This window comes from Micromonospora sp. S4605 (assembly GCF_003176715.1).
Lineage (GTDB): Bacteria > Actinomycetota > Actinomycetes > Mycobacteriales > Micromonosporaceae > Micromonospora > Micromonospora echinaurantiaca.
Genome location: NZ_QGSW01000225.1, coordinates 35,357 through 58,681, shown reverse-complemented (window position 1 = coordinate 58,681; position 23,325 = coordinate 35,357). Strand labels below are relative to the sequence as shown.

The window sequence follows — 23,325 nt, the reverse complement described above, 5'->3', positions numbered from 1 at the left end:
TCAATCGGTCAGCACTCGTTCCACGACGCTGAACCGGATCCGCTCCTGCTCCAGCCGCAGCGCGGACGCGTATCGGTTGGCGACCAGATCGCGGTACAGCTGCGACTCTGCGGGCGTCAGGTGGGCGAGCTCGCTGGTGACCGGGGCCGCCTCCTGGCCCCAGTGCTCCCGGTGCCCTAGCAACGTCGCGGCGTCCATCAGCACCGACGTCGTGTGCGGAAACACCTGGCGGAGCCGGTCGAGGATGGCGAACCCGTGGGTGTCGATGTCGCCCCAGTAGCTCAGCTCCCGGTCGTGCAGCCAGGTCAGCGGCGCCAGTGCGCGCACCGCGTAGCCGCCGCCGAAGACCGCGACCGTGCCGGGCACCGGCGGAAGGGCCAGGTACGTGGTCTCGTTCTCCACGACGAGCACTCGCACGACGTCGAGCGGGGTGCCGGCCAGCTCGTCGACCCGGACCGTCACCTCACTGAACGGACCGAGCGCCGCCGGGATGGGGCGGGCAAGCGCACGCAGCCGCACGTACGTGGGCTTGGTGCGGAACCGGTACCGCTCGGCGAACCGGGCCGGCGGCTTTGCCGCATCGATCCGCTCGGGTGCCAGTTGCCGGTCCAGCAGCTGGGCCAGGACACCACGGTGCTGCTCGATGAACTTGGTGTCGACGCCGGGGACGTCGATCTGCCGCACGTAGAGCTCCGCCGTGGGGTGCCGGTCGATCCAACGCACGACGTCGACCAGGCGGGCCCAGCTCTGCTCGTTGTCCAGCACCTTCATCGGCTCGGCGGTCATCCACTCGACCAGGGCGGGCGCGGTCTGCCGCGTCGCCTCGACGAGCCGCAGGAACGTCTCCGCCTGGCGCTTCACCCGCAGCAGCGCCCACACCCGGTCGGCGCTGTCGATGACCGCCCGGTGCGGCACCTCGTTGCTGCCGACGAGCCGCCCGCCGACGCGTTTCCATTCGAGGCGTACCAGGGTCGGGTCGACGGCCTGCCATGCGGCGAGCCAGTCCTGGGCCGCGCCGAAGTCCTCGGCCAGCTCCACCGCGGTCGGCGCGCGCAGCGGCACGACGATCGGTTCCCACCGCTGCCGCGCATACGCAGTGAGCAGCTCGCCGGAATTCCACCGCCGGCGCACCTTCGCCAGCAGGTCCGTCGGGGTGGACCAGCGCGACGCCGGCACTGTCACTCCCCGACGGTGATCAGGCGGGCGAGCTGATGCGTTTCACGCTGCTGGTGGTACTCCTCGATGCTGAGACTGCGCAGCCGCGAGTTGCTGCCGGTGGGGTTGTCGACGAAGCCGACGGCGGAGACGTACGGCTCGATCACGTGGATCTTCTGTAGCGGGGTGACGATGAGCAGTTGCAGCCCGAGCCGCTGGAACAGCGCCAGCGCGAACCGTGTCGACTCGTCGGAGCCCCGGCCGAACGCCTCGTCGATGACCACGAAGCGGAAGGTCTGGCCGGAGTCGGTGGTCAGGTCGAGCTTGAACTGGTACGCCAGCGATGCGGCGAGGATGGTGTAGGCGAGCTTCTCCTTCTGCCCGCCCGACTTGCCGCCGGAGTCGCTGTAGGTTTCGTGCTCACTGTCGTCCTCCCGCCACCGCTCGGAGGCTGAGAAGACGAACCAGTTGCGCACATCGGTCACCCGCCGCGCCCACGCCTTGTCGATGTCGGTGAACCCCGGTCGGCCGCGGAACCGTTCGATGAGCTGCTTGACCTGCAGGAACTTCTGCTCGGAGTACTGGTCGCCGTCGTCTCTGGCGAGCGAGTTCTCGGTGCAGGCGCGCAGGTCGTTGATGAAGTCGCGGATCTCCACGTTGGGTGTGCGGTTGCCCTCCAGCCGGATGTACCGGCCGTCGTTGTAGTCGATGCCCACCAGCGACCGGTTGATCGTGTCGATCCGTTTCCGGATGAGGTCGGCCTGCTTGTGCAGCTGGGAGTGGAACCCGGCGATGTCGCGGATCGTGTTGGTGTTGAGATACGTCTTGAACTCATTTTCGAAGCGCGGCAGGTCGTCGCGGACCAGCCGCTCGTGCATCGTCCGGTACTCCGGCGCGGAGTGGATCGAGCTGTCCAGCTCGGCGGCCTCCACCGGGTAGGTGTTGCGGAAATCCTCCATCGCACGCACTGCCCGGTTGCTGGCCAGAGCCTGCCGGTGGGCAGCGTCGTTCCGGTCCTTGGTCAGCCGGTCCTCGGTGACGCTTCGCAGCCGGTCGTAGTCCTCTGGGCTGAACAGCGGCGTGTCGCCGGCGAGCTCGGCGATCGCCGCGTACCAGCGCTCCGCGTCCCGCGCCGCCGGCTCGCGCAGCAGCGCCTCCGCGTCGCGCCGGCCGTGCTCGGCCTGTTCCAGATGTAGCTCGGTCTGGGCGATCCGGCGCTGCAGATCGTCGCGCTCGGCGCCGCCGCTGTCAATCGCTTCGAGCACCGTCTTGAGCTGGGCGGTGACCCGCTCCAGCTCCCGGGAGGAGCGTTCGAGCTGCTGCTTCTCCTGGCGCAGCCGCCGCACTCGCTGCGCGGAGGACTGCCAGTCGATGTCGGTGAAATCGGTGAACTCGACGAGCTTGCTCAGCACGTCGAGTCGGCGGTTGAGCGCGCCGAGCCGGTCGACGACCGCGTCCCGGGCCTTCGCTGCCTGAGCCTTGTCGGTGGTGAGTACGCCCGCCTTGGCCAGCAGCGCATCGATCTTCAGCTCGATGCTCCAGCCCAGCACGTAGGTGCTGCGGTCGTCGATGCGGCTGCGGTCGTCCTTCTCGTGCCGGCCGCCGGTGTCCTTGACCTGGCCGGCCCGCGTGATCGCCCGTTCGGCGCGGCGGAACTCCTCGACCGTCTGCACACACTCGTAGCCGGCGCGGCGGCGCAGCTGGCGTTCCAGCCAGGGCCGGAATGGTGATTCCTTCAACTCCAGCTTGGCGAAGAGCTGCCGGCCGGCGTCGGCGGGCAGCGGCTCCGCCTGCCGGGGGAGGGTCGCCGGAACCCGGTAGTAGACGAGCCGGCCGCCGAGATGGTGGCGGTCGACCCAGCCGGCCACGGTCGGGTAATGCTCGTCCGGCACCAGGATCGACAGCGCGAAGCCGCGCAGCAGCCGCTCCGCCGCCCCTTCCCAGTCGGCGGCGTCGGCCCGGACCTGGATCAGCTCGCCCGCGAACGGCAGCGCCGCCTCGGGCAGCTCCAGCTCGGCGCAGATGCGCGCCCGCAGGTCCAGGTTGCGCCGGGGGATGTTGCTGCGCCGTTCCTGCAAGCTGCGCAGCTCGGCGTTCACCTCGGTCTCCTGCTGCTCCAGCTCCCGCACCCGCACCGCGGCGTCGGTCAGGTCGTTCTGCAGGGCGGCGCGCTGTTCCTCGGCGCCGGTCAGTTCGTCTGTGATCTCGCGTTGCCGGGCGGTGAACTGCTCGATCGTCTCCACCGGCGGGAGGTTCGCGTCGGTTAGCAGCCCGCTGAACCGCTCGAACCGGCGCCACCGTTCGTCGCGGGTGCCCTCGGCCTCGGTGATCTGCCGTTCCAGGTCGGCGATCCGGTCACCGCCGTGCCCGGCGCGCTCCAGCTCCAGGCGCTGCCGCTCGGTGTCGAGCTCGGCCAGCCGGGCCCGGGTGGCGGACAACTGCGCGCGCAGCTCCGCGAGCTCGACGGTGTGCGCGGCGACCCGGGCTGCGAACAACTCGGCTTTGCCCCGGGCACAGAAGTACGGCAGCGCCGCCCGCTTGGCGTCCAGCTCGCCGATCGCCTGCCCGTATGCGGCGTAGGCGTCGCAGGCGTCGAGCAGCGGCTTCAGCACGGCCAACTGCTGGCGGGCCTTGACCACCGCCTCGTGCGCCTTGGTCAGATCCTGGAAGTGCTCGACGAGGCGCCGGATCCAGCCGCCGGTGTCGAACGGCTCCAGCATGTGGTGGCGGACGAAGTCGTTGAGGTCGCCGACCGCCTTCATCGAGACGGTCTGGTGGAACAGCTCCATCGCCTGGTCCGAGGCGATGCCGAGGCGGCGCCGGAAGTCCTTGCCGTACTCCGGGAAGTGGTCGTACACCTTGGCGCCGGACTGGCGCAGCCGCCGCTTCAGCTGGCCGATCTCCGAGCCGAAGTCGGCGAAGTCGCCGGCGATCGTGAACTCCCGATCGGAGGTCACGTAGAAACGCTCCGGCTGGCCCGGGTTGCCGTCGTGCAGCCAGAACACCTGCGCCAGGCTGACCGCCGCCCCGCTGACCGGCTCGGCGAAGACACCGAGCAGCACCGAGTAGCAGGAGCCGCGGCGCAGGCCGACCGGTTCGGAGGCGCCGGTCTTCTCGTTGCGCTCCGACTTGTAGTGGCCCTGCACGTAGGAGCGCAGCGTGCGCTCCCGGGTGTCGGCGCCGGCGGCCTTGTTGTACGAGATCCGGTTGGCCGGCAGCAGCAGCGTGGTGATGGCGTCGACGACGGTGGACTTGCCGGAGCCGATGTCCCCGGTGAGCAGGGCGTTGGCGCCGTCGAGGCGCAGCGTCCAGACCCGGCCGTCGAACGTCCCCCAGTTGTGCAGCTCCAGCCGTTGCAGGCGGAACCCGGCGAGGGCCGAGGGTGTGGTCTCTCCGATCAAGGTGGCGGTCATCGGGTCGCCTCCAGCTCGGCGGCGTACTCGGCCAGCCGCGCGTCGAAGTCCGCCAGCCACTGCGCGTCGACGAAGGCCTTGATGATGCGCCGTACCTCGTACGTCGGCTCGGCGTCGTCGATGCGGCGCAGGAACCCCAGCTCCACCACCTTGCCGATATGCGTGTCGATCTGGTCGATCAGCCGGGCCTCGCTGGTCGACGTGGGCAGGAAGACCGCGCACAGGTCCACGATCTGCTGCCGGGTCAGCACCAGCCGGGTGTCGGCGTTGCTGGCGTCGAACTCGGCGAGTTTCTTACGGAGCAGCGCCAGCAGCAGGCTGACGTGGAACGACAGCGCCCGGCGAGGGATGAGCCGGGGAATCGTCGGCTGCCCGGTGGCGTCCTCGTCGCCGGGCTGGGAGCGCAGGAACGCGTACCCCTCGGCTTCGTCGACGACGACGGTGAGTCCGAGTACGGCGACGTAGTCGCGGACCTGCGCCTGCAACTGCATCAGGTGATGCCACGGCACCGGGTGCGTGTCGCGGTAGATGACCCCTTTCATCAGGTGGGCGGCGGCCACCGACAGGCTCGGTTCGTCGCTCTTGGTCGCAGCCATCACACCCCATCCAATGCCGGCACCCTGCGCACGAACGAGACGGCGGGCAGGAGCGCGGTCCGGGTCCGCCCGTCCGGGTCGTACCACCGCACCTGGTCCCGCCGGTCCTCGTCGAAGACCACGTCGAAACCCGGGTCGCGCAGCGACAGGTACGTCACCAACTCTGCCAGGCCTTGCTCCAGCGGACGGTCGGCGAGAACTTCCGGCAGGGACACCTGCGAGCTGCGGCGCAGTGCGGCGCGTACGGCGTCGGTCAGCCGGACCGGGTCGACGTGCACCTGCTCGAAGAGCCGGGAGACGTCGATGTCGGTCTCGCCGGTGTCGACCGTGCTGTCCAGCGCCTGCTTCGCCCGGGGCCGGTACAGCGGACGTTCCATCGGCAGCACGACCTGCGGTGCCGGCGCGTCGAGCTCGAAGACCAGGCCCTGCGTCGGCTGGTCGCGCAGCGCCAGGGCGTGCGCCTCGATACCGCGCAGCAGGTCCATCACCCGCCGATTCTCGAGCCACACCTGGTCGTCGAGGAACCGGCGCAGCTGCTCCGACAGCAGCCGTACCGTCGCCTGGGTGCGCTCCGCCGCGTCGAGCCAGTCGTAGTGGATGCGCCGCATCCGCGGGTCCACTTCCCCGATGACGTCGAGCGACTGCACCCGGGCGAGCAGGTCGCTGAACTCCTGCTGGCGCTGAGGCGACAGCAGGAAATCGTAGAAGGCGTGGAAGCTGCGCCCCTGGTCGGAGTCGGCGATCGCGTGCCGGCTGCCGACGACCTCGTCGAGCAGCTCACCCTTCGAGCCGCTCCAGGTGGCGATCTTTTCGCGCAGCGCCCGATCGAGGGCCCGGAAGTTCGCCTCGACCTCGCGAAAGTCGCCGAGCAGCCCGCGCGCGGTCGTCACGAACTGCTGGTACCGATCGCGCTGCGCCGCACCGTCGAGCACCTCCACCTGACCGCCGCGCACCTTGGCGATCTCGGCGTCGATCGCGTCGCGGCGCGCCTGCAGCTCCGCCAGTCGGGCGTCCGGGTCGGTCTCGGCGCCGTAGACCATCTGACGCAGCAGCTCTAGCACGATGTTGAGCCGGGACTCGGTGCCGACGAACGACCGGGCCTGCAGCGACTGCACCCACGACAGCGCCCGCTCCACCGCGGGCGTCGCGTCGAAGTGCACCTCGTCCGAATCGGGCGGATAGTACTTCCGCAGCCAGCCGACCTCCGGCTGCGACCAGTCGTCGAGGTAGGCCTTGGCGGCGCGCGGAAAGGTGCCGGCGCCGAGGCGCTCGTTGAGCGCGAACAACTCGTCCTCCAGGCGCGCGGTCAGCTCGACGCCGGAGATGGAGCGCACGTTCTCCTCGACGAACACCCGCCCCAGGAAACTCACGACGAGCGCGGCATGGTCGGCGCGCAACAGCCGCCACGCCGCGTTGTTGCGGCGCAGCCACTCGATCTCGTCGAACTCAGTCGTCACCCCATGCCCGTCCCTGGCCGGTCACCAACCGCCGCCCATGCTAGAGAGCGGGTGGGACATCCGGCCCCAGCCGGTGCTTGTCGTTGACCGACTCAGTCGCCGCCTGACGATGGCGAAGTGGGCGTCCCCTCGTGCGGGAGATTACGCGGCGCGTTCGGCGATGGCCACGACGTCGGCGCTGGGCCGAATGCGCGCCGGCCGGCCCGGACCGCCAGAGTGGCGAGCGCAGCGTTGGCGCCACCGCCGATCAGCGCTCCGATGCCGAACGGTGCCACCCGGCCAAGAACGATGATTCCCTGCTTGGTCCCGTACTTCACGACGAAGTTCCGCCCCAAGATCTTGTTGATCTGTTTGAGCGTCTCGACCGGCACCTTGGCGACTATCTGACGTCCCCAGTGTTGCCCCGTACGCTCGGCGACCTTGGTAATGGTGGCGGAGCCCGACCCGCCGAGCATGATTCCCATCACGATCGTTCTGCGGCGCTCGATCTCGTCGATCGGGACGCCATGGACCTCGGCGATCGAGAGCGCGAAAAGTGCGCTCAGCTCAAGCGAAGACAGAACTTCACCGCCGGACAGGGCCAGTGCGGCTCCCGTGCCGACACCAGGCGCGGCTGCGACTCCGCCAACCGCGGCACCCGTCCCGGTCAGGGCGCTGACATACATCCGCTCCAGAGTGCGAATCACCTCTGCCGGCGTCGCCTCCGGGTTCCGCTGGCGGGCACGGGCAATGTTCTTGCGTACCAGTCGACTCTGGACGTCGATTGCCTTATCCAGGAGGTCCAGGACCTTCTGTCCACGTACTGCTGCTTCCGGAGCGGGTTCGTCGTGGACATCTGTTCCCATGCGTACAACTCCCCCAGTTTGTTGCGTCCGGCTGAGTCTCCAATTCGACCAGTCACGCGGACCTTGCGCTAGATCGTCGAACGGTGGACGCGGCACTGCCCTACTAGCCAGAGGCTCTGGGACTGCGGGGCTTCGGTACCTGCCGGTTGAAACGAGGCTTGAGGGCCAGGACCAGGGCTTCTTTCGTACCCTCCGGGTTGTCGGTCTCCTGCCAGCGGACCTCGCGCTCGCCCAGCCAGCCGGCGATGTCCTGCGCTGTCGCCACCGTGCCCTGCTTGTCGAGGAGCTGGCCGACCTGCTCGTGCAGCACCGACGAGTCGCGGTTGCCGGTCAGGTGTTGCCGCAGGCGGTTGCGCAGGTTTCCGGTGCGGCCGACGTAGATGACCGTGCCGCCTTCGAGGACCACGTGCACGCCGGGCGCGCGGGGAGCGTCGGCGGCGGCCTCCATCGTGTACGGCCGGGGAGGCGTGAAGCCGGCCAGCAGGTCGTCGATCACGGGGTCGGGCATGCCCGGAGGCTACTCCCCCAAGTCTCCGCACGGACCGTCGTGGTCGTTGCGGCGTTGGCAGCGGCCGGCGCCGTCGAGCCGGGCGTCACACCAGATCCGGGTACGCAGGAACTGTCGGTCCTCCTCGCTGAGGGTGGTCTCGCCGAAGTCGATGGCGGTGACGTGGGCGAGTGATTCGCGCAGTGCGGTGGCGAGGATGATGGCGCCGTCGAGGCTGGTCAGCGTGGTCGGCAGGTGGATGACCCAGCGGGGTGCGCTCATCGCGGCCACCTGCTGTTCGGTGGGCCGGGCGTGGTGTGGCGGCAGCCGGTGTGGCGGGACTGCCACTGCCGCAGCGCTTGGCGGATGCGTTCGGCTTCGGTGTTCGCGGTGGCCAGCTCCCGGTGCAGGCGGTCGAGTTCGTCGGCGATCCGGTTGAGGTAGTCGTTGACCTGGTTCGGGTCGAGGCCGCGCCAGCGGGTGTCGAAGGTGGCGGCGCGGACGTGGTGTGCCTGCAGGCGTACCCCAGTCACGTAGATCATCGCTGCGGTGCCTCCTGCTCGGCGATCAACTGTTGGATCTGCCGGTCGGTGAGGCCGCGCTGGTCGAGGACCCGCTGGCCCCAGCGGTGCAGGCGGCACGGATGCGGGGCGCGGTCGTTGCGGCAGCGCAGGCCGTCCGGCCACTGCTCGGCGGCGTGCACGGTCAGCGCCTTGACGGCGAAGCCGACGTCCTCGGCGGTGACGTACGGCGGCAGCGGCAACTCGCCGAGCACCTCGTCTATCGAATCCATGTCCCTCCCTCGCGTCGGTAGGGCGCCGGGGCGGGCGGGGACGGCGCTCGTCGTTCGGGTCGACGCCACCGGAGCCCAGCACCCGCCCCGGGCCTTCATCGGAGGGTTGTGGATCAGTGCGGCGGGCCGTATGACGTGCGCGAGGTAGCCGATATGCACCGTTCGTATGCGGCGGCTCTACCGATCGTTGACGCGTTCCCGGTAGTCCCGCCACTGACGCGCGGCATCGAGCAGTGGCCCGTGGTGGGGACCGAGCGCGGCCTGCTGCTTGCGTTTCCAGAGGCGTACCAGCCCGTCGGCGAAGGCGTTCACCGCCTCGTCGGGCGCGTGCGCCCACGCCGGGACCTGTCGGGCCCACGCCTCGGCGGCGGCCGGTTCGTGGCCGGCGCGGATGAGGCGCACCAGCATGAAGGCGGTGTCGATCCACGCGGCGCCGCGCGCCGGGCTGGACCAGTCGACGAGCCGCAGCCGGTCGCCGAGGAGGAAGTTCCGCAGCGTCAGGTCGGTGTGCAGGAGCGTGTCGCCGTCGACCAGCTCGGGGGCGATGAGGTCCCGCCAACGGTCGGCGAATCGCTGCACCGGGATGGGCGGCGCCGGGGTCAGCTGGCGGCTCACTCCGCTCAGCAGCTGCGCCACCGGACGCAGGTCGGGCGATCCGGGGGCCAGATCGGGGTGGCGGCCGGCGACGTACTCGAACCCGAGGAGCAGCCAGCCCTCCTCCTCGATCGTCCAGCGAAGGCAAGGCACCACGTCGGGCAGGTGTGGATTGACGCGGGCCTCGTTGCGGTAGAGCCAGGCGCTCGGGCCGTCGATCTCGCCGCCCTTGCAGAAGATGCGGCCGGTGTCGGTGTCGATGACGGCCGCAAGGTCGCAGGACGCGCCGGTCGGTATCGAGTACGCGGCGTGGACGGTGCCGCTGTTCTGTTCGACGTGGCGGCGTACCGCGTCGGGAAGCTCGTGCCAGTGGCGACGGCGCGGCATGCGGTGGCCTCCCGACGGCGAGCGGTCCCGGGCAGTGTATGCCCGGGACTGCTGGTGAGCTGCCTATCGAGTGGGGCTGTCGGTGCAGCCGGCGTGGCACTGGCTGCACTTCGAGGTGCAGTCGGCGGCCGAGCCACCCCACAGCTCGTGGTCGAGGGCGAAGCCGGCGGCGGTGATGGCGGCGACCGTACGGGAGATCGGAGCGCCGATCGGGCTCGGGCCCGGAGGGGCGCGGATCGTGCGGGTTAGGTTCGGGCTGGTGGTGGATGAACCGGCCGGCGATGCGCTGGCAGAAGTCGGCGTACTCGCGGGTGTGCAGGATGAACGTGTGCCAGCCGATGTCCACTAGGTCACTCGGGCCGAGCGGCCCGGTGGTGGTGGCGCAGGCGGCGAGTAAGGCGAGCGCCTGGTCCATGATCCGGGCCGGCAGGTCGGGGCCCAGCTCAGGGTGATCGCGGGCGATGCGGGCGGTCAGCTGCGCGAACAGCTCGTCGGAGACGAGCGCTCGGCCGCTGCTGACCCGGTCGATGGTGAGCATCCTGCTCCTTCCGTCGGGTGGTCTTCCGCCAGGCTGCGTCGGACCGACCTCGGCTCCCATGACGCCGCGAGGATCGTCGATATACGTGGCGCGTATACCGCGAGCCCTGGAAACGGTTTGAATGGTTAGGCTCGACAGAGCGCAATGGACACAGCCACCCGCGAACGGCGAGGTTGCCGGTGACACCTGCGAAATGCCCCCGCTGCGGGGGACGCCTGGCCCGTGACAATGACAGCGGGCGCTGCGCACCCTGCCAGGCCGCCGAACGCGACCGGCTGAGCGCACCGCCGGAGGTTCCGGCGTCGTTCTGGTCGCACCCGCCGCTGAGGGCGGCCCTGGCGGAGCGGCATCTCGGGCGGGTAATCCGGGCGTACCGGCACCACCCGTACCACGGACGGGTGGCGTTGCCGCAGGCCGTGGTGGCGGGCTGGCTGGGCATCACGCAGGCGCAGCTCAGCCGGGTCGAGAACGGCCCGCCCATGGTTCACCTCGACCGGCTCACCCACTGGGCACAACTCCTGCGCATCCCGCCGTCAGCGCTGTGGTTCTCTCTCCCGGGCAGTCGTACCGTGGCGACTGTCAGGCCTGTCGACCTGGCCCCGAAGGCTCTCGAGGAAGGTGGCACCACGAAGCGTCGGCAGTTTCATGCCCTGTCCGCACTCGCTGGTCTTCATGCCAGCGGCTGCATCGACCTGCTCACTTCACGGGCCGCTGCACTCGCCAGCATCGGCATGGATCACGTGCGTTACGCCTCCACCCTTGTCGAGGAGTTCCGCAGAGCGGACGCGCAGATGGGCGCTGATGCGCTCTGCGACGTAGCGATCCATGCACACGATCAGTTGTCGTCCTGGGCGGCCAAGGCGTCGTACAGCAGATCGGTCGGCGACGCGCTGCAGAGCGCCCTGGCTGAACTGGCGATCCAGGCAGCCTGGCTCGCCATCGACGCGAACCGCCGGGCAGAAGCTCGGCCCTACCTGCATGAGGCCATCGCCCGGGCCCGGATCGCTGACGACTCCCGAGTCGAGGTACGGGCACTGGCGTGCATGTCGCTGCTCCTGCGGCAGGATCGGCCGAGCGAAGCGGCCCAGTGTGCCGAAGCCGCACTGCGTGCGGCCGCCGGATGGGCGACGCCGAGGCTCCGTACGCTGTTGCACCTCCGTGCCGCGTACGCGCAGGCCACGCTCCAGAACAGCCTCGGCTACGAACACGAGATGACCAGGGCGCGGCGTGCCTTCGACGGCGGTGCGCACGAGAACGACCTGCCGTTCATCTCCTTCGTGACGGCTCAGGAGGTCACCGGCATTCAAGGGCTTTCGTACCTCGTACTTGGCCGCGCCGATCGTGCCGCCAGCTGCTTCAGGTCCGTCACGTCAGCGCCGGCTGAAACCCACCGTCGGAACCAGCTCTACTACACGGTCCAGTTCGCTCGGGCAGCGAACCGGCAGGGTGACTTTGAGAGCGCAGCAGAGGCGGGCCTGAAGGCGCTGCCGGAAGTGGGGCGGGTGCGGTCGGGGCGAGTAAACGCGCTGCTGGCTGAAGTGCGATCCGACCTCGTGAATGCAGGCAGCTCGGTTTCCCGCGTGCGGGAGTTCGTCAGCGCATATGACGGGACGCTGGCTTGATGCGAGATGACCTGAGGCTGCGGCACTACGCGGCTGAGGAAGCTCAGCCGTTGGTTGACCAGCTCGTCGACGTCTACCTGGATGCCCATGCGAACGACGGGCCGCTCTACAACGCGGAGCGGTACCGGAAGCAGCTCGCCGCACACATGCCACGACCTGGCTGGGAGCTGGTGGCGGCGACCGTCGACGACGAGTTGGTGGGATACATCTACGGCTTCCCGTTGGCGCCTAACACCCGTTGGTGGGACGGCATCCAGGAGCCGGTCCCGGCCGGCTTCACCGACGAGACTGGCCGGTTAACTTTCGCCATCAGCGAGTTGCTGGTACGCCGCGCGTGGCAGCGACGGGGCATAGCCCGAGCTCTGCATGACGAGTTGATGAGCAGCCGGACGGAGGAGCGCGCGACCCTGCTCGTACGTCCCGACAACACCATCGCGCGCCATGCCTACACCTCCTGGGGATGGCGAAGCGTTGGGCGGCTTCAGCCGCAGTGGGCGAACGCGCCAACATATCTAATATTCACAAGAGCCACGCGTGGTTAATTCTCCCATGCACGGGCCGTCGTCGCGGCGACGGCAGCGGCCGGCGCCGTCGGCCTTGGCATCACACCAAAGTCGGGTGTCCAGGACTTGGCGGTCCGTCTCACTGGGGAAGTCTCGCCAACGTCGTTGGCGGCGGCGTAACCGAACCATGGGCCCCGAGTCGTCGGCCGGCTGAATCTAGCCCGGAAACTCTATGTTCACACAGGGGGACGATCGCCGCATGACGATACACATGCCACCAGCACTTCCCGTCCTCGTTGCTGGCTACCACGGCGAATATCAGGGGCCAGTCGCGTACATAGTGGCGTCCTGGCAAACTGCTCTCTCTCGCTGGCCCGAGGAAGCGAGCGTTCTCATCGACGATCGATGGACGCGGTCAGCATGCACCTCAGGGCGTCGAATGGTCACCCGGCACGACATCCGTAAGCTGATTGCAGTCACCGACCTCGCCGATCCACTCGGAGTTCGCAAAGCGTTCGTCCTGGTGATGACCTGGGGCTCTGGCGTGACAAACACGCGCAGCTATCGGAATGCGGCCCGAGCACTAGCAGATCAGAACGGCGCCGAGATGTTGGCGGCAACCGCGATGCTCTGCCGGGAAGGCAGGTTAGATGAAGCCTATCGGCGGTTCTCCCTGCCGGGCGTCGGTCGCTCCTTTTTCACAAAGTGGTTCGCATTCGCAGGGCGCACAAAAGAGCGTCCACGACAGCCACTCATTCTCGACGACCGAGTCTTGAGAACGCTCAACCGGACGCTTCGCATCTCAACTGTTGAGCTCGCGAATACTCGGCTCAGAAGTCGCCGATACCAAGCCTACGTCGAGCACCTCTACCTATGGACCCATTCTCTGCGCGAAGCCGGAATTGAGTGCTCAGCAGAACGGCTCGAGTGGATCCTGTTCTCTCACAATGGCGCCGACCTGCCGATTATGTGAGGGCCTCTCTGGGGGCAGGCCGCCGCGACCGGAGTACCTCACGGTGTATCACCCCCTCGCGAGGACCTGTCGAGGATCATCTCATTAGTCCAGTTAGGTCTCCATCGGTGCCTTATCGGCTCGCCATCACTCCGATGCCGTCGAGGCCATTGCGGCGGCGACGAGATCTAGCCCTTCCTGGGTCACCACAGCAAACCACTCGACCTTCTTACGGCGACCACCACCGGCGGTCTCCACGATGGGCTTTTGCCCCCTCAGTGGGTGAACGTTGTCCAGCAACGACGCCGGTACCGTCAGGCGGACCGTGACTGGAATCACCTCACTCAACTCGCCAGTCAACTCTACAAGATCCTCAGCTGCCAGTGCCTTACAATGCTTGACGGAGATTGGGCCGTTGCGATCTGGGGCGGCGGGTCCGCCTCCATGGTCCAAGACCAGTTTCGCTAGGCAGTAGGCTTGTTCAAATGAGAGACGGCGATCGACGACAGCGATCCGATGAGCAGCAACATAGGCGGGTTCGCCACCTGCTCGGGTAGTGGTCATGGCTATCTCTCTGCTCTCTATTTGTTGAATCCCACCGACGTGTCGCCGAAGATAAGCGCTCGATGGGCAGTCAGAGGCGATAGGCTGACTTGGAACTCGGACATGCACGAGCTACTCGCTCGACGTCACTGGGAATCGGCGGCGCACTCCGTCCCATGGCACTGAATCGAGCAGCATGGGAGCCTGCGACAGTGGCTGCGAATCGGCCTTCTCTCGCTCAACCACTAGCTTCCATTCTGAGTCGGTTCCGATGACGAGGAGCGGCCCTAGTTCCACCTCGATCGAGTCGTTCTCGCTGCGGACGGCCAGCTGCTGACCACCAACTTCGAGGTCACCGGAGATACCCAGCTGGGCCTGGCTGATGGCTTCTTCGAACGCATTCGCCGAAAGAAGGACCTGCCAGCGAACATCGTGAGCGTGGGCATCCACGAGCAGCTTCGGCTCATCCCAATCGCTCTCAAAGCGAGCGAATTCGAGGCTGCATCCGTCGATGTCATCGCTCGGCCCGGCCGGCACGGCGTCAAGCCACGCGGGCCTGAACCGGTCGAGCAGCTCAGTCATCGCGGCTGCCATCAAGGACCGGCGCGCGGCGAGGAACCGTGGGTAGGCGTCGGCCGTGCGGAGTTCCTCGTCGAGCGGCACGAAGTGGGCGGTCAACTCATCCGGTTCGAGCGTTGCAAAATAGACAGCAGGCGAGCGGTTGCTGATCTTGCGGTTTGCGGTAGCAGATATGAATGCCAGGTTGGCAAGGTCGTTGATTTCCGCCTTCGTGTACCGGTCCTTCAAGGTCGAGCGCGGGTGGATGTGGTGATACTCCAGCTTATGCCCATCTTCACCGCCAAGGTCGATACCTGAGCCGTGGAACCAGTCCTTCGCGCCGCGGTCCTTTGCGATCAGGAAGCTCAGGAAGAAGTAGGGGCTTGCTGTCGTTCGGCCCGCGATAGCGTGCGCCGGTACCTCGACACGTGCCCCCACAAGCCCGAGGTTACCGAGCAGCTTCTTCACCGGCTCCGACTCGCGCGCAGCCGGAATGTCTTGGCCAAGCAGAGTGTCGGTGGGACCGCTGTAGCGGTTGCGAATCGTGGCGACAAGGAACCAGTACAGGATGCCGTTGGCGGTTTCTTTGTCGAGCGGCTCATTGGGGCGCTCGCCAAGCATTACTACCAGCGGGAGCAGCACCATGATGGACGGCAGGAGACTGCTGTGCGTAACACCGAGGTTGTTCTTGAGCAGTGGCACGAGACCGCGGAGGCCTCGCCGTACGGTCTGCCAGCCCTGCTCCAACTGCTCGTCCGTCGCGGCCACAAGTCGGCTGTGCGACCATGCCGAGAGACCTCGTCCCAGCACTGCACCGGTCAAGGCGCGGGTGAGGAAGGTGACGCCAAGGTCGCCGTATCCGCGCTCCCGCCAGTACGCCGCCTCTGCCTCGAGCTTCGCCAGCACCCCGGGCCATCGAGCGCTGAGGGTGGCGAGCGCCAGGTCCGTGGTCCTCAGCGCCCGCCCACCACTGTTCACTCGCACGAAGATCTGGGCGACCTCCTCGTAGGGAAGATCGGTGATGATCTCCATGTGGTAGCCGTACTTCGGAACTGCCATGAGCCGCTGAAGCCGCTTGCCGACGAGCTTGCGGTCGACCCTGAGTTCTGAGTAGTCGAATCGTTCCAACACCTCGATGAGGTCCACGTCTGGCCGGACCAGGTCGTGCACCTTCACCCAACGTGGGTCGCGTCGGGTGGCCGCGCTCTGGTTCTGAAACTCCTCCTTCTCCACGTTGAAGACGATCTGCGCGTCTGGGTGATCGTTCATCACCCTGTGCAGCGACGTCAGCCGTTGCTGTCCGTCGAGCAAGTACAGCGGCGGGACAGCCGGCTTCGCGGTCGGCGCCTCCGCGGCGACCGCCCGGGTTTCCGGTGTCTCGGAAGTGCGCCAGAAGAGCAGCGAGCCGGACGGATATCCCCGGTACAGAGATTCGATCAGCTTCGCTACCTGTGTCGGCTTCCACACGTAGGCCCGCTGGATCTCCGGCAGCCGAATCTCGCCACTGGATACCTGAGTGACGAGGCTGGCGATGTCTCGCTCTGTCTTCTCGACGGGCATGAGATCAGTCCTTCTCGAAGCCGAACTGCTCGAACTTGAGGGTCTTCGCGTTCTCCGTCACGATGCGGACCTTGTCGTCGGGGAAGCCGTCCGATTTCTCCGCTGTAATCTCCACCCGGACCTGCAATCGGGCGCCCTCAACCGCCGCCAGATGCTGGAGGACCTCCTGCGCGATGCGGTTGAGATCCCGGCCGTACCGCTCGGGGTTGAGCTCCATAACGCCAAAGAAGCGCACGTTGTCCGGTGCCGGCGGCAGCGGCTGCACCGTTCGCTGCGACGGGACCGATGACTCGTCTCCCCCAGACTGCCCGGGTTCGTCGCCGCCATCGCCGCCGCTTACCTCACCGCCCTGCGGCAGTTTCGCCCTATCGGCTTCTTCCTGCTGCCGGGCGATTGTGGGCAACACGAGCAGAGTCGAGTCGGAGATGTGCCCGAAGTTGCCGTTGGGTGGGACCGCGAGGCCCTGGTACCGGGCGCTCTGCTCGTCAAAACTCTGCGCCAGCGCGAACCCTTCGAGGTCCCAGCTGATCTCGTCGAGCGCCGAGCGGACCGCGTCGTCAAGGACAGCCCGGTCGCGAAGACGGGTCAGGTAGGGGTAGCGGCGGTAGTAGGACCAAAGGTCGCCGACCGAAACGTGGCCGCGTTCCCACACTGCCTTTAATGGCCCGTCGAGGTCCATCCGCACGTTGCGGGCGCCGTACTTCGTGGCGAGCAGGCCGCCTTGGCGCAGCTTCGCGGTCGCCCGGTCGGCAAGGCTGGGCTGCGATCCCTCGGCCTTGACGACGTGCCACTCCGACGGACGCGCCGGATCAGGCTGCTCGGGTACGAGGAGCCAGATGTACGCCCCGGCAATGCGCAGGTCGACGGTCTGGTTCGCCGATGCCTTGCGCCGCTCGGCCATGGCCTTCTGCTGGGCGGTCAGGTTCAGCTCGTCAGTTCGCTCGCAGATATACCTCCAGGCCAGGAAGTCCCGCGCGGCGTCGGCCAGCTCTTCCATCCGCCGATCATCGGGAGCCAGGAACACCACGCTGTTGCGATTGACCCGCTGGGCGGTGCCTCGCCTGTCCAGGCACACGGTGGCGAAGCGCAATGCCTCCGAGTCGCTGTTGTCTCTTCGATGGGTGTACTGCGGGTGCAGGATCACCAGCTTCGCCTCTTCGGTGTCAGGCACCCCTCCGCTGTCCTCTGGGCAGGGGTGAACTGCCGCGAAGTCGCCGCGCGACGAGCGTTCCTTGGCCAGGCGAGGCAAGAGCTCCGCCCAAACTTCCTCGGGATGCTCCCGCAGCCGGTCGGCGTGATCCTGGGCCGTCCGTGTTACCGAGACCTGGGTGTCATACCAGTAGCGGGCGCCGTCGACGTAGAAGTAGGTCGCCCGCTGGCTGAGGACTTCAAGCGCGGAGCCGAAGTTGCCGACGGTGTCCCCCGGGACGGCGACACCGAGCCACACGTTCTGCCGCTCAATGCCCTTGTGCGCGGTATGTAAAGTCGGCGCGGCACCAACGAAGACCGTACGCGCGATGCGTCGGGTCAGCGCTCGCTGGCCGAACGTCGCCCGTTCTGCGTCGATGTGGACAGGCGTGGACCCCTCGCCGTCGATGTCGGCATCGATGATCGGCTTCCAGGCGTCGGGCAGGTACTGGGTGAGTTCGCTCGCGACGGTCGCGACGTCGAGTGGCACCGATCCGGCCATGATGAGCGGGCTGGCGTCTTGCCGCGTCCAGAGGGCATGCACGACGGCGCTCATGAGTCGCAGGACGCCCCGCGTGCGCTGGAAACGCTCCAGCGTTGACCAATCCTCGTATAGCCGATCGAACAGCTCCGGGTGTATGGGGTAGGCGGCCTTGATGCGGTCTTCGTATGCGATCTGCCCGCATTCACGCGGGAACTCACCCCGATGCTCGGCATAGAACTGAACGAACTGTCGGGCAACCGCCGCGATGTCCCCCCGCGCCGCGGCATCCGGCGGCTCGAACAGCCGCCGTCGCACGATCTCGAATGACTCGTACGCCGACGCAGGCCGCCACTGGTCGGCAACACGGCGGACGACATTCTGCAGGCGTCGTAGGGCCTCCTGCCCATTGGGACCGCCGACCTCAAGGTCGCTGCTGCCGGTGCCAGCATCTACTCCCGATGCGGTGTCTGATGCCGGAATCGAAATCACCAGGAGGGCACCGGGGATCGACTTGACGACCTCAGTCAGTGTCTGGGCGAACGTGAACTGGGTGTCGAAGGTGCCAGCCGGCAGGTCGTCCTTGCCGTAGAGGCCGCGCGCGTATGCGACCCACTCGTCGATGAGAATGAGGCACGGCGCGTACGCCGCGATCAGCTCGCCGAGAGCAGCGCCGGGGTTGGTAGACGTCTTGTCGGCTTCGGCGATCATCTCGTACGCCTGGCGACCCCCAAGTTGCCAGGCCAGCTCACCCCAAAGGGTCCGGACTTCCGTGCCGTCCTTCTTGACGCTAGACTTTCCGGGCATAAGGTGCGTGCCGACGAGCGCAACACGCTGGATCTTGCCCGGATCTGGCAGCGTGACGTCGCCGATGGCGTCCTGGACCTCCTGCGGGTACTCACTGACCGGTCGCCCCGAGCACAGGTGATACAGCGCCAGCATCGAGTGGGTCTTGCCGCCACCGAAGTTCGTCTGGAGGTTGACGATCGGGCTGGCGTTCATGTCGCCGGCGATACGGCGCGCCGCCCTGCTGAGCAGGTCACGAAGACCTTCGGTGAGGTAGGTGCGCTGGAAGAAGGCGACCGGATCACTGTATTCGCGGCTAACGTCGGAGTTCTCGGTCGCCACGTAGTGCAGGTCGGCGGCGAACTCTGCGGCGTTGTACTGCCCGCTCGCGACATCCGGGTGCGGCTTGATCACCTCACGCCACGGCTTGAGGCCTGTGCCAGGAACATTCGGCGTCGTGGCGGCCTTGACCGCCTTGCGCGTCTCGGCTTCGTACTGCGCCCGCTGATGGTCGAGACGCAGCTTGCGCACCCCTTCCGCTTGGTCGGCGGCGCCAGCAGCGGTCAGCAGCCGCTCCATCGAGTCGAGCGCCCGGTAGGTGTCATCGGGGCTGAACGAATCGTTGTGTGCCCATCGGTTGCGCACGTCGCGCAGCTCCGATGCGAAAGACAGCTCGACCCGGGACAACTGATCCTTGAAGACCCGCCACTCCTCGGTGAGCACCTTGAGCTGTACCTGCGGATCGGTCTTGCTGTAGGTCTTGGCCGAGCCATGCTTCGCTGCGTCCCGCGCCTCCAGGACCTTGATCCATTCCTGCCCGACGGGAACAGCCGCGGTCATCGCGTCATCGACAAACTTGACGAGGCCCGCCGCGAGCAGCTCGAAGCCACGGCCCACTCGGTCACGGTTGCTGATAGCCATGGTCACTCCTCGTCGTTGCTGAAGTCGAACTCGCCTTGAGCAGGCGGCGGGGTGAGCGAGCCACCGGTCCGTGCAGCCGCTGCCAGGTCGGACCAAGAGGTACCAAGCCCGTTGAACAGCAGCGCCGTCTGCGTCCACCCGCGCCTCTCACAGATGGAGAAGAGCAGATATGCGAGCTCCTTGGCGGTGTCCAGGTCGATGCGCCGGCCCGCTTGGGCCATGAGCCGCCCGGCGTCATCGGCACCCTTCTCGTTGAGCGCCTTCGCAAGCCGGACTACGACTTCCCACACGCTGATGCGCTCGTCTGTCGCCGGGTCCCAGTGCCCGGACAGCTCAGCAGGCTCAATCAATCGCGCCCTCCCAGCACGAGCCCGGAACACCCCGCCCCTTTCGAGGCCGGCAACAGACGTGTTAATGGCCCGGGAAAGGGTGTCTGCGGTCCCCGCGTCGCCTTCATCCCAGCCGTACTGCGCAAACCACTTGATGCAGAATCTGGTATCCGCGTCGAAATCCCCCTCCTGCTCGGACAACACCTCATCAAGTACATGGTTGATCAACCCAAGCGCAGTACGCACGCTCATGTCTGATCCGTCAGGCTCAACCACCTTTACGAATCGAGAAAAGACCGCCATACCAGGGCCGATCGCCGCTTGAGCAAGATCCACCGGCGCCAGAGAGCCCTGCTGCAACTCGCGCAACGCGCGAGGCAACTCTGCTTGTAGCGCTTGAATGAACGCCCGGCGGGTGATTGATCCGGCTGCCTCGGGCCGGGGCCTGCAGGCGAGCACGATGGATGACGCAAGGGCGTTGCTTCCCATGCCGCGCATCCTCGTTGCCATCTCGGTTCTGATCGGCCACGTCGCAGTCACGGACCATCCCGCCCTGAGCATTGCAGCTAGGAGCGTCTCCCAGCCAGTGGAGGCAACACCTGTGTCATCACGCTCCGCTTGCTTGAAAGCGTAAAAGACAGTGATTGGCGCTTCGAATGACGCCCCCTGGCGGGCATGAGCAAACACCCGCTCAAACCCGCTCTCGAAAAATCGCTCTGCATTCTCGTAGCCGTTATGGCGGAACGGTTCCGCCACGAGTTCCTCGGCTTTCGGGGTAAGAAGCGTCTGGAACAGTTCCGGGTACACCTCACCAAGCAGCGGCCGCAACCAAACATAGAAGAAGTCAGACAAATCGGCATAGCCGACATTGTCGTAGTAGGGGGGATCCGTAGAAACGAGCAGATTCGAAAAGTCGCGGGTAGCTGCGTCCGCTTGCCTCACCACAGCATCACCGCCAAAGACCGGAGTTCCCTCTACAGCGTTAGCGACCATCTCAAAGGCCGCCCGCACGCTCCCGGTGGCCCTACCAAGAGGATTCGCCTCGGCAAAATCCCAAAGCATCGAGATTGCCTGGCGACCGAACACGTGCTGTACCTTTTCGCCGACAGAGTTCCAGCGGCATAAACTGTTGCCCGACATCGCCACGCGATCCAGAGCCAAGGCGAAGTACAGCGTCAGAGCCTCAGCGTAGGATTTTGCCCCCTTTCCGCCTTCGCGTAATGAATCGCCCAGCGTCATCCCGGCGGCGACCGCATCAGCCTCGATCCGCTTTTGCACCTCCCTGACGACATCCATTAGCGTCTGCAACGCTAGCAGCTGACGGCGGGTGAATAGGTCGATATGCCTCAGCATTCCGTACGCTTGAACACGAAATCCGAGAGCTTGTGCAGGCAGATCTGTGTCGGGCAAGCCGCTTGGGAGAGCCACCTTCGCAGCCGCTTCATCCTCGATTGAAGGAGCGAGGTACTCTCGCCGCCTCGCACCCTCAATAACGACGGCGAGCATCTGCGAGCCAATGCGGCCCGCTTTCCCTTCAGAGCGAATGTAAGCTAAGGGAATTGCCCCGCCACACTTGATGCACACTGCGCCGGAGCGCCCAACGGTTCCGTCGATGACTGGGGCGCCCTGCGCTCTGACTTTCGTTTCTACGGTGAAGGTGACATGGGTGTCGTCGATGCGTGGAACGACAAGAGCTTCTTGGCCGCGCTTTTTTCTCAACCACCAAGAGCGAACGAGCGGCAATCGGATCTTGCATGCCGGATTGGTGCACTCGACAGTTCTCGCCCAGAGCCACGCAACGACCTTTGAAGGCGACTTTCCACCAAGCGGGTCGGGATATGTAGCCGACAGACGCTGCTGCATTTCTCTGACAATGAAATCCCCATACCATCGGATATCCGCAGCAAGTCCGCTGGCGCCAGGCCCCCCGGTAAGGCGAGATGCCGGCGGATTCGGGAAGATCGGATCCCGCCCCAACCAACGGCGCGGCACGTCTAGAAGAGCCCTGTTGATTGCGATGGCCACAGGGTTAAGGTCGCTTGACTCTACCGAAAGGCCGAGGCGTTGAGCCTCTACCGGAATCGATCCCCCCCCAGCAAACGGGTCCACAACTGTTGGTGGGGTTTCCCCACACGACCGCACAATCTCGCGCCAGGCCTCCTCCATGAGCTGGTCATCATGGGTATTCCCCCATACGACCATGCGTTCGATGAGGCGGAACAGCCGCTTTCGCTCGTCCGCTTGTGCTTCATGCGTGGGGAAAAGGTCAGGGCGAGCCGAGGGGTCGTCGACAAGTTGAGCAAAGAGCACGGCCCGGGCGGCCGCCAACGGGCGCCGCGCCCACCAAAGGTGCAGGGTGGAAGGGTGGCGATGCCGAATAGATTTTTCCCGCGCTGACTCACGATTGATTGCTTCAAGGGGAAGCGCAACCTCAATGAGCTTTCGCTTGCGGTGACTGGCGGCTTCGGTCTCCAAGTCAATTCCTCACGGCTGTTGTTCCGCACCTGATCCATGCCATCCTACGGGATAGCACTAGCAGGAAGGCGATTGGGTTACGCGAAGCCATAACTACGGCCCCCACCAGTCCGAGCTACGACACCCCTGCGATGGGTTGATTCGCGCCAAGATTTTGCTAGCTCACTATCACTGTCAGCAACCTCCAGCTGATAAACGCCTTCAAGGTCACCCTTCTGGAAACAGATCGTACGCTGTGGGTACTGCAGGCCACTCTGCGCCAGCGTTGGCAGACTTAGGCGCCAGATTCGAACACCAAAGGTAGTCCGTTTCGGCGTAAGGGGACGATCATTCCACGCACGGCCTCCACGCAGAATCGTTATCAGACGCTGTGCCGGCGATAGGGGGCCGAAGAACGCTGCCAGTTCCTCGCCGAACTCTATCTGATTGCGGGCACCACCCGACATCTCGCCTGCTTCAATCCAAAGCATCCGCGCTGACGCTACGGCCTCTGGCGCTGCGGCAATCGTGCCCAAGATGATGTCCGGATTGCTGCGGAGGAATCGCTCCCGCTCAGAGATGTAGGTGTCAAGGTTGGCCGAGGTAGCACGTAGGGCTTGAGACCAAGCCATGTCCCACCATTGATTGAACGTCTGCGCCTCGGACTTTGGGACCTTCGCCCCCCAGAAAAGGCCTGCCTCGTAATTCCGGGCGCTCGTTCCCATTGCAGACGAGGTGAGGTTGGCCGAGCCCGCAAAGATTGAGGATATCTTTGAAGTTCCGCTAAAACCAACCGCGACCACCTTCGCATGGAAAATGGACCGGCCAATGATGGCGGCCCTTATACTTTCGCCACACACCGCAAGCCGCACCTGACTGTTTGGAAGTGCAGCCAGTGCATCAATTGCTGCGGGTTCCGAGATCGCGTGATGAACCCCGACAAGCCACCTCTTGCGGGCCCCTCGCCACTGTGGTGATAGTTCCATAGCACCAATGAGGTCGGTGGCGCCCGATCGCGTAACGTAAGCGAAGCCCGCACGCACGCATGCTCGGCCGCCAGCGTGCGAAACCAGCGCACCTAACAAGTACTGCTTCAGATCGACCCCATCGCCAGGTCGCCCGATGATTGTGGTGAGCATTCTGCGCCTACCCCTCGTCGCGCT

18 protein-coding genes and 1 pseudogene are annotated in these 23,325 nt (G+C 66.3%); 4 read left to right on the top strand and 15 right to left on the bottom strand.

The genetic code is table 11. From position 1 onward, the window contains the following. The 10 genes and pseudogenes from DLJ47_RS19190 to DLJ47_RS19145 form a co-directional block, all read right to left on the bottom strand. Complete coding sequence (locus DLJ47_RS19190; RefSeq protein WP_199235903.1) at positions 1 to 1,182, bottom strand: Wadjet anti-phage system protein JetD domain-containing protein; 1,182 nt, start codon at positions 1,180 to 1,182, stop codon at positions 1 to 3. Next, on the bottom strand, positions 1,179 to 4,568 hold the full coding sequence (locus tag DLJ47_RS19185) for an ATP-binding protein (protein ID WP_109901317.1): 3,390 nt from the start codon (positions 4,566 to 4,568) through the stop codon (positions 1,179 to 1,181). The genes DLJ47_RS19190 and DLJ47_RS19185 overlap by 4 nt, the downstream gene beginning before the upstream one ends. After that, a complete protein-coding gene (locus DLJ47_RS19180) occupies positions 4,565 to 5,164 on the bottom strand; it encodes a DUF4194 domain-containing protein (RefSeq protein ID WP_199235902.1) in 600 nt (199 codons plus the stop codon). The genes DLJ47_RS19185 and DLJ47_RS19180 overlap by 4 nt, the downstream gene beginning before the upstream one ends. Continuing rightward, the gene (locus DLJ47_RS19175; protein ID WP_109901316.1) at positions 5,164 to 6,621 is read right to left on the bottom strand and encodes a DUF3375 domain-containing protein; all 1,458 of its coding nucleotides are present in this window, start codon (positions 6,619 to 6,621) and stop codon (positions 5,164 to 5,166) included. The genes DLJ47_RS19180 and DLJ47_RS19175 overlap by 1 nt, the downstream gene beginning before the upstream one ends. 92 nt (positions 6,622 to 6,713) lie before the next feature. Next, on the bottom strand, positions 6,714 to 7,466 hold the full coding sequence (locus DLJ47_RS19170; RefSeq protein ID WP_109901315.1) for a hypothetical protein: 753 nt from the start codon (positions 7,464 to 7,466) through the stop codon (positions 6,714 to 6,716). 103 nt (positions 7,467 to 7,569) lie between these two features. Next, positions 7,570 to 7,974 (bottom strand): GIY-YIG nuclease family protein, encoded by a 405-nt coding sequence (locus DLJ47_RS19165; RefSeq protein ID WP_109901314.1) that lies wholly within the window; start codon positions 7,972 to 7,974, stop codon positions 7,570 to 7,572. 24 nt (positions 7,975 to 7,998) lie between these two features. After that, a pseudogene (locus tag DLJ47_RS19160) lies at positions 7,999 to 8,235 on the bottom strand (hypothetical protein); the annotation flags it as partial. Next, positions 8,232 to 8,495, bottom strand: coding sequence for a DivIVA domain-containing protein (locus tag DLJ47_RS19155; protein ID WP_109901313.1), 264 nt, complete (start codon positions 8,493 to 8,495; stop codon positions 8,232 to 8,234). The pseudogene DLJ47_RS19160 and the gene DLJ47_RS19155, both read right to left, overlap by 4 nt. Beyond that, entirely contained in the window at positions 8,492 to 8,746 is a 255-nt protein-coding gene (locus DLJ47_RS19150; RefSeq protein ID WP_109901312.1) for a hypothetical protein, read from the bottom strand. Before DLJ47_RS19150 ends, DLJ47_RS19155 begins: the two co-directional genes overlap by 4 nt. A gap of 177 nt (positions 8,747 to 8,923) precedes the next feature. Then, the gene (locus DLJ47_RS19145) at positions 8,924 to 9,727 is read right to left on the bottom strand and encodes a hypothetical protein (protein ID WP_109901311.1); all 804 of its coding nucleotides are present in this window, start codon (positions 9,725 to 9,727) and stop codon (positions 8,924 to 8,926) included. Between the two features lie 70 nt (positions 9,728 to 9,797). Here DLJ47_RS19145 and DLJ47_RS35830 point away from each other — a divergent pair, with 70 nt between their 5' ends. The 4 genes from DLJ47_RS35830 to DLJ47_RS35420 all read left to right on the top strand — a co-directional run bounded on the left by DLJ47_RS35830 (position 9,798) and on the right by DLJ47_RS35420 (position 13,363). Next, a complete protein-coding gene (locus DLJ47_RS35830) occupies positions 9,798 to 10,076 on the top strand; it encodes a hypothetical protein (protein ID WP_158289847.1) in 279 nt (92 codons plus the stop codon). Positions 10,077 to 10,663: 587 nt separating this feature from the next. After that, entirely contained in the window at positions 10,664 to 11,887 is a 1,224-nt protein-coding gene (locus DLJ47_RS36955) for a hypothetical protein (protein WP_233257895.1), read from the top strand. Further along, positions 11,887 to 12,429 (top strand): GNAT family N-acetyltransferase, encoded by a 543-nt coding sequence (locus DLJ47_RS19130; protein WP_109901310.1) that lies wholly within the window; start codon positions 11,887 to 11,889, stop codon positions 12,427 to 12,429. The genes DLJ47_RS36955 and DLJ47_RS19130 overlap by 1 nt, the downstream gene beginning before the upstream one ends. Positions 12,430 to 12,649: 220 nt before the next feature. Next, positions 12,650 to 13,363 (top strand): 8-oxoguanine DNA glycosylase OGG fold protein, encoded by a 714-nt coding sequence (locus DLJ47_RS35420; protein WP_146228142.1) that lies wholly within the window; start codon positions 12,650 to 12,652, stop codon positions 13,361 to 13,363. Between the two features lie 126 nt (positions 13,364 to 13,489). Here the strand turns inward: DLJ47_RS35420 and DLJ47_RS35415 are convergent, their stop codons facing one another. From DLJ47_RS35415 to DLJ47_RS35410, 5 genes are all read right to left on the bottom strand, one after another. Beyond that, a complete protein-coding gene (locus tag DLJ47_RS35415) occupies positions 13,490 to 13,906 on the bottom strand; it encodes a hypothetical protein (protein WP_146228141.1) in 417 nt (138 codons plus the stop codon). 111 nt (positions 13,907 to 14,017) lie between these two features. Continuing rightward, complete coding sequence (locus tag DLJ47_RS19120; RefSeq protein WP_109901308.1) at positions 14,018 to 16,003, bottom strand: GmrSD restriction endonuclease domain-containing protein; 1,986 nt, start codon at positions 16,001 to 16,003, stop codon at positions 14,018 to 14,020. A 4-nt stretch (positions 16,004 to 16,007) separates the two neighbouring features. Beyond that, the gene (locus DLJ47_RS19115) at positions 16,008 to 19,379 is read right to left on the bottom strand and encodes a Swt1 family HEPN domain-containing protein (protein ID WP_109901307.1); all 3,372 of its coding nucleotides are present in this window, start codon (positions 19,377 to 19,379) and stop codon (positions 16,008 to 16,010) included. Positions 19,380 to 19,381: 2 nt separating this feature from the next. Then, entirely contained in the window at positions 19,382 to 22,183 is a 2,802-nt protein-coding gene (locus tag DLJ47_RS19110; protein WP_109901306.1) for a DUF1156 domain-containing protein, read from the bottom strand. Between the two features lie 77 nt (positions 22,184 to 22,260). Then, positions 22,261 to 23,301, bottom strand: coding sequence for a phospholipase D family protein (locus DLJ47_RS35410; RefSeq protein ID WP_146228140.1), 1,041 nt, complete (start codon positions 23,299 to 23,301; stop codon positions 22,261 to 22,263). Positions 23,302 to 23,325 lie beyond the last annotated feature (24 nt).